At 54.5% G+C, this 8,046-nt stretch carries 4 protein-coding genes; all 4 read left to right on the plus strand.

What is annotated here, in order from left to right; all coding sequences use genetic code 11:
• Window positions 1–10: 10 nt before the first annotated feature.
• Window positions 11–1,402, plus strand: a complete 1,392-nt coding sequence (locus tag B036_RS0100445) for a sugar transferase (RefSeq protein WP_020566713.1) — start codon at window positions 11–13, stop codon at window positions 1,400–1,402.
• A gap of 299 nt (window positions 1,403–1,701) precedes the next feature.
• Window positions 1,702–3,345 carry an adenine deaminase gene (gene ade, locus B036_RS0100450; RefSeq protein WP_020566714.1) on the plus strand — a complete coding sequence of 548 codons (1,644 nt, stop codon included), beginning with the start codon at window positions 1,702–1,704 and terminating at the stop codon, window positions 3,343–3,345.
• A 234-nt stretch (window positions 3,346–3,579) separates the two neighbouring features.
• Window positions 3,580–5,091, plus strand: coding sequence for a S10 family peptidase (locus B036_RS0100455; protein ID WP_020566715.1), 1,512 nt, complete (start codon window positions 3,580–3,582; stop codon window positions 5,089–5,091).
• 243 nt (window positions 5,092–5,334) lie between these two features.
• The coding region (locus B036_RS0100460) for a reprolysin-like metallopeptidase (RefSeq protein ID WP_020566716.1) at window positions 5,335–8,046 on the plus strand (2,712 nt) is incomplete at its 3' end.

The raw sequence follows: 8,046 nt of genomic DNA on the forward strand, positions 1-8,046 counted from the left end.
AGACCTCCGCGTGTACATTGCCGCCGACTTTTTTGCCGCCTGGTTAGTCTGGACGATCTTTTTCCTCATCCGGTCCGGAAAACAGGGCAACGTTGTCACTACTGAAAGCCTGACCAACGACGTCAACTATTACTGGGGGAGCCTGCTCATTCCTTTAGGCTGGGTGCTTGCTTATGCCCTCTTCGACCAGTACCGGGACATTTACCGCCTCAGCCGGTTAAAAACCCTCTTCCAAACCCTGCTGCTTTCCATTGCCGGGGTAATTCTGTTGTTTTTTACCGTTCTCCTGGACGATGTGACCGCCGATTACCACGATTATTACCAGAACCTGCTGAGTTTACTGGCCTTACACTTTACGGTGACCGCCACCGTCCGGATGGTACTCCTCACCCGGGCAAGCCGCCGGCTGAAGCAAGGGGAAGTAACGTTCAATACCCTGATTATCGGTGGCAGCGAAGGAGCGCTCAGCCTCTACCAGGATATCCGGGCCCAGCCGAAGGGGCTGGGGTACCGGTTTGTGGGCTTTGTGGATTCGCGGCGCTCCGCGCCGCCCCTCCTGGCTGACGAACTCCCGTTACTCGGCAACCTCCGCAAACTGGCGGCCGTCATCGAAGAGCATAACGTCGAAGAAGTAATCGTTGCCATTGAAACCAGCCAGCACAACCGCCTCCGGGAACTGCTTAATGTATTATTCGATTTCGAAGACCGGGTGTTGGTCAAGATCATCCCGGACATGTACGACATCATGCTCGGTTCCGTAAAAATGGACCATGTCTTCGGCGCCGTTCTGATCGAAATCCGGCAGGGGATGATGCCAAGGTGGCAACGGTTCCTTAAACGCGTGATCGACCTTTTCGTATCTGCGGTGATGCTTTTGTTACTGGCACCGGTGTTGATCTACGTAGCCATCCGCGTAAGGCTTTCCAGCGTCGGTCCCATTTTCTACCAACAAGAGCGCATTGGCTTAAACGGCGACCCCTTCAACATCATCAAATTCCGGTCCATGTACACGGATGCGGAGGCTTTGGGACCGCAACTCAGCAGCGATGCGGACGATCGCTGTACCCCCTGGGGCGGTACAATGCGCAAATGGCGGCTTGATGAATTGCCCCAATTCTGGAATGTGCTGCGGGGAGATATGTCACTGGTCGGCCCACGGCCTGAACGGCAATACTACATCGACCTCATCAGCGCCCGCGCTCCGCATTACCGACATCTGCTGAAGGTAAGACCCGGTATTACCAGCTGGGGGCAGGTCAAGTACGGGTACGCCAGCAACGTCGACGAAATGATCCAGCGCCTCAAATTCGACATCCTTTATATAGAGAACCGGTCGTTAGCGCTTGATTTCAAGATCCTTTTTTATACGGTAGTGGTGTTGCTGCAGGGGAAGGGGAAATAGTGGGTAGTGGGTGGTAAGTTGTGGGTAGTGCTGCCGCAAATAGAAGCTCGCTGCGCTCGTGCATAAGTGCCTTTAATTCGTGAAATTATTGAGTGGTGTGCTATAAGTCAAAGCTGCACGAACGCAGTGAGCTTCGAAGACGGTACTCCCTGACTGTTTGACTTCTTGACTGTATGACTAATAATGCGCGGCCGCCGGTGCAAGAACAGGTAAAAGAGCAAAGGCATTCCTCCGTAACTTGCACCCCGACAACTTGACCACTTGATAACCCGACTACCTGACAACTCGAAAACTCGCCCATGTTCCAAGTAAAAGGCCGCCTGGTCGATCTGGATGCCCGCACTACTTACGGTGCCATCATTACGGTAAATGACGCTGGTTTCATTGAGGCCATTGAAAAAGATCCGACGCGTGATCATCGCGGCTGGTTCATCCTACCGGGTTTCGTGGATGCTCACGTACACATCGAAAGTTCGATGCTACTGCCCGTCGAATTTGCTAAACTGGCCGTCATTCATGGCACCGTTGCTACTGTTTCCGACCCGCACGAGATTGCCAACGTGATGGGATTGGAGGGCGTGGAATACATGCTGGACAACGCGACGCATACGCCACTGAACATTAATTTCGGTGCACCGAGTTGCGTGCCGGCCACCAGCTTTGAAACTGCCGGTGCGGAGTTAGGGGTCAAAGAAGTTGTCAGCTTACTGGAGCGGGAAGACATCAAATACCTGAGTGAGGTGATGAACTATCCAGCCGTTCTGAATGGTGACCTGGAGATGCTGGCTAAGATATCGGCCGCCATCGAGCGGGGGAAGGCCGTTGACGGGCACGCACCTGGCCTCCGCGGCGCGGAGGCTGCCGCCTACGCCAGGGCCGGCATCACGACCGAGCACGAGTGCACCTCCGAGGCGGAGGCCCGCGACAAACTGGCTGCCGACATGATGATCCTCATCCGGGAAGGCTCCGCCGCGAAGAACTACGCCGCGCTGCACGGGTTGATTGATGAGTTCCCCGACCGCCTGATGTTCTGCACCGACGATAGCCACCCCGACGACCTGATGGCCGGGCACATCAACCTACTCGTGAACCGGGCCATCAAGGACGGCCACAACCTGTACGATGTACTCAACATTGCCTGTCGCAATCCGGTCCAACACTACAAGCTTGATATCGGACAACTGAAAGTCGGGGACCGCGCCGACTTCATCCAGGTCGATGACCTGCGCTTCATGGCCGTGATGACGACCTATATAAAGGGACAGCTGGTCGCCGAAGCTGGCCACCATAACCTACCGGACTTCCGCCCGGAGCCCATCAACCGTTTCAACTGCTCCCCTAAAGTACCGGCCGATTTTGCCGTTGCCCCGGGGCCGGAGGGCGCTAAGCTCCGCGTCATCGAGGTATTTGACGGGGAATTGGTGACCGGAAAACAGTTGCTCTCCCCCACCCTCGATGCAGATGGCCGGCCAGTAGCAACACCTGAGCGTGACCTGCTCAAGATTGCCGTCATCAACCGATACGAGGACGCACCACCGGCAGTTGGTTTTGTGACCGGGATGAAGCTGGAGCGTGGCGCGATTGCCAGCTCGGTAGCCCATGACAGCCATAACATCGTGGTGGTGGGTGTTTCAGATGAGGACATTTGCCGGGTGGCGAATGCCGTGATTGCCGAGCGCGGCGGCATCGCCGCCGGGCGGGACGAATACCTCGAAGTATTACCCCTCCCCGTAGCGGGCATCATGAGCAACGATTCAGGTCCGCGCGTAGCCGCGCGGTACGGGGAACTCAACGGCTTTGCCCGCCGCAAGCTCCGCTGCGGGCTTGCTGCGCCGTTCATGACGCTGTCATTTCTGGCGTTGCTGGTGATTCCGGAGTTGAAGCTTAGCGATAGGGGAGTTTTTGAGGCGGGGAGCTTTTCTTTGGTGGAGTTGTGGGAGTGAGGTACTCCTACAACAATAGAAGAAACTGGGCAGACTTGAGCATCCTGTATCAGGCTAACTCTTGTTTATTACGTACTGGTGGCTTTAGCTTTTGATAATGATGGATCCATTAGGGCGAGTGGGCTTAATTAGTAAAAATTCCATATTACCAATAGAAGTATAGCCTGGCAGAAGCGTAACTACCAACAACGCCCACACTGTCTTATCTTCCCCGTCCCAACCAAAGCACATAAGATGAGACTCTCCCACTACCTCCCCCTGCTCCTGCTACTCTTCCTCTGCACCAGCGTCCGCGCCCAGGAAAAGATGATGAAGAAAGAAGGCGGCCCTGACCGGGTCCTGAATATGGACATGGCCCAGACCAGCAACCATTCCGTCAAGATCAACGGCAAAAGTGTCCCCTACCGGGTGACCATCGGCGTCCAGCCGGTCTACAACGGTAAAAATGAGGTTACGGCCGGACTCCACTTTACTTATTACGTCCGAACCGACGTAGACGATCCCAACCGCCCGCTACTGATCAGCTTCAATGGCGGCCCCGGCTCCGCTTCGGTATGGATGCACCTGGCCTACACGGGCCCCAAGGTGCTGAACATTGACGACGAGGGGTTCCCCGTGCAGCCCTACGGCGTGAGCGAGAATCCTTTTTCGGTGCTTGACGTGGCCGACATTGTGTACGTCAACCCGGTCAACACCGGTTTCAGCCGGATGGTCGATGGTGCCGACCGTGAACAGTTCTTCGGTGTCAACCAGGACATCACTTACCTGGCCGACTGGCTGTCTAACTGGGTCAGCCGCAATAATCGCTGGCGCAGTCCAAAATTCCTGATCGGTGAAAGCTACGGCACCACCCGGGTCTCCGGACTCGCACTTGAACTGCAGGAGAACAAATGGATGTACCTCAACGGTGTTATTCTGGTCTCTCCTACCGACATTGGCATCGAGCGCAACGGCATCGTAAAAGCAGCCAACCGCCTGCCTTATTTTACTGCTGCCGCCTGGTATCACAAACAGCTGTCGGCCGACCTGCAGGGCAAAGACCTGGTGGATATCCTTCCGGAAGCAGAGGCCTTTACCCAGAATGAATTGCTCCCGGCCCTCGCTAAAGGCTCGGCGCTCAGCGTCGACGAGCGGGTAGACATTGCCGAAAAAGCCGCCCGGCTCTCGGGCCTGAGCCGCCAGGAATGGCTGGACAACAACCTGATGCCCTCCACCAATTATTATTGGAAACACCTGCTGCGGGGCAACGAAGATGGCAACTTCACCATCGGCCGGCTAGACAGCCGCTACACCGGCATCGACGGCATGGCCGGTGGCGAACGCCCCGACTACAACGCAGAGCTGACCAGCTGGCTGCACTCTTTCACCCCCGCCATCAACTACTACCTCCGGGAAGAGTTGAATTTCAAGACCGACCTGCAGTACAATATGTTTGGCCCGGTTTATCCCTGGGACCGGTCGGGCGACGAAACCGGCCCCAACCTGCGCAAGGCTATGGCCATGAACCCCTACCTCAACGTCATGATCCAGAGTGGATATTTCGACGGCGCCACCAACTATTACGACGCCAAGTACAACCTCTGGCACCTTGACCCAAGCGGCAGGATGAAAGACCGGCTAAGCTTCAAAGGCTATTACTCCGGCCACATGATGTACCTGCGGCGGGAAGACCTGAAAAATGCCAATGAGCACGTGCGGGAATTCATCATGGGTAGCTTGCCGGGGGCAAAAAGCGCGAAATATTAAAGTTAAGTTGTCGGGTTGTCAGCTCAACAAAGAATAGGCCTAGAAACGTCAACTATGGTGATAACTTGACCACCGGGTGACCCCGTCATCCTCAGTGGTCCTCCCGTAGGAAAGTACCCGGAGCAGGAGCTCCTCGCCCAAAATAACCCGACAACTCGACAACTTGAACCCCCGTAACATAGACGACCTTTCCCTTTCAGCCTCCGTTGTTATCTTTAGCGGACAGACTTACCACTACTACTTATGACCAAACTATTAACCCTCCTACTGGTGCTTTCCGGATTGTTTTCGCTCAGTGCCCAAACGCCAACTTTCAAGTTTCTCGAAGCAGAATATTTCGCGGAAGGTTCGGAAGAATTGTACCGGGTGAGCGTAGACATGGAACGGCTGGAGCCACAGCTACAGCGAGCTCCTGCCGAATTTCAACGGCTGAATAGTAAAGCTACGGTTAAGCTTCCGCTCCCTAATGGCTCGTTTGCCGACTTCCGGGTCTTTAAGAGTCCACTGATCCCCAATCATCCGGAATTAGGGAGCTACAAAATTCACGGTCCGTGGGGAGGTGGACGGATGGCAATTTCGGCCAAGGGCATCCACGTGATGGCCAAGGGGCCAACTGGCTACTTCATGGTTACGCCAGTACCGGAAGTTACGGACCAGCACCGCGTCTCCAGCGTAAGAGATTACCTGACCCTGGCGACCACAGAAAACCTGGGAGAGCTCTCTTGCGGCAATACCTCAGATGAGGTGCTTAACCTGAATTTCCCCGAAGCAGAAATAGTACTGCCGACGGCGGACAAGTCGGCTAATGACCCGCAAAGTCTACATATTTACGACATGGCACTAACGTGTACGGGAGAATTCGCCCAGAACTTTGGTGGTACCACTGCAGCTGTTCAGGATGCTTTCAACGTGGTGATGAACCTGATCAATGCTATTTATGAAAATGATTTAGGCATTCGCATCAATCTCCTGGATATTCCCGGGCTGATTTACCTGAATCCGGATACCGACCCTTACAGTGAAAGTGACAATGGGTTTGCTTTGTTGGATCAGATCCAACCTGCTCTCGACTCTAATAATGTAGCCTCAGCATCCTATGACCTGGCCCATATTATTTATAGTGGTTGTAGTGGTCTGCTTGGCGTGGCACCAGGACTGGTATGCAACGACGCAGAAGGCCGTAATAAGATTCAAGGAGCAAGTTGTATACGCAGTGGTGGTTTGGAAGTGGACGCCATCGGAACGATGGCGCACGAGATTGGACATCAATTTAGCGGCAGCCATACGTGGAGCCGCTGTGGAGGTAATAATGGAGGAGGCTGGGCCGACTTCGCTGTTGAACCAGGTGGCGGTAATACCATCATGGCCTACGGAGAAATTTGTGATGACCAGTCTTATTCAGGGATAGAGCCTTATTTCCACTCCATCAGTGTTGAACAGATCGGCAATTATACGCGCCTCTCTAATGGAGCGCCCTGCGCCACCATTGTGGAGACGGATAACCTTACCCCCATAGTTGATTTTGTCTATGAAAACGATTTTGTTATTCCCGTCAGTACACCTTTCCGTCTGGAAGGGCAAGCTACCGATAGCAACAATGATGCTTTAACGTTCAGTTGGGAACAATTCGATACCGACAGAAGCTACAGCGGGCTGGGAACTCCGGAGGGGAACGCGCCAATTTTTCGTTCTGCAACTCCAACTACGGAGGGGTGGCGCAGGTACTTCCCCCGGCTAGACTTAATCGTTCAAAACAGGACCATACGCGAGGAGCGCCTACCTACTTACAGCCGGGACCTCACCTTCCGCCTCACTGCGCGCGATAACAACGTAGAATCCGGAGGGGCCGACTGGAAACAAATGAATTTCCGGGCCGATGAGGCCGCCGGGCCGTTCCTCGTTAACAACCCCGACTCTTCTATTTGGTTAGTTGGAGACTATATGGAAGTGACCTGGGAGGTGGCAAGTACCAACCTTTCCCCCGTCAACTGCAAGCGGGTCAATATCCTGTTGTCCACAGATGGTGGGCAGACTTTCGACCTTGTCCTCGCCGAGAACGTAGCCAATAACGGCGGCGCATTTGTAACCGTACCTGAGGCGCTAAGTACCGAGGCCCTGATCATGGTTGAAGCTGCTGACAATATTTTCCTCAACGTCAACCAGAATAGTTTCCAGGTACTCCCGGCGGTAGTTCCTGGCTACACGCTGGAGCCTTCAATTCGGTTCGACGAAGTTTGCCTGCCTGAGGTTATTGACATTGACCTTAACTCCGGCAGCATCCTTGACTTTGCCGCGCCCATCGCGCTGTCCGTTGATACAGCAGGTGTACCCGCAGGGGCCATCGTTTCATTTTCCTCACCTGAGCTTACTCCCGGAGAGACCTCAACCATGTCCGTTGACCTCAGTAACGTTCGCTTAAACGGCACCATCGAACTCACCATCATCGCCGTTGCTGAAGGCCTGGATACCGCCCGCCGTACCGTCCTGCTGGACGTAACGGACAATGACTACTCCGACCTCGCAACCATTGCTCCGGCAGAAGGCACCGCCGGTATCATTCTTGCAACCACCTTCGACTGGACGGACGCAGTAAATGCTGACACCTACGAAATCGAGATCGGCACCTCTCCAACCTTCCAGGAAAACACCATTTTTGAGCGGGCCATTGGCCTGACGAACAGTCAGTACCTACCCATAGAATTTTTCGACGCCAATACCCTGTATTTTTGGCGTATTCGCCCCCTAAACAGCTGTGGCCTTGGCCCCTGGAGTGCACCGAAGAGCTTCCGTACCATCAACAGCGCATGTAATGCCTTTACGCCTGACGATGTGCCGGTAGGCCTGCCCGGTTCCGGCCCTTCCTTTACCCGTGAGTCCAGGATATTTATCGAACAGGGCGGAGCGATCAGCGACCTCAATATTCCGAATGTCAACATTCAGTACAACTTTGCCTCT

Origin of the sequence: Neolewinella persica DSM 23188 (assembly GCF_000373105.1) — a bacterium.
Lineage (GTDB): Bacteria > Bacteroidota > Bacteroidia > Chitinophagales > Saprospiraceae > Neolewinella > Neolewinella persica.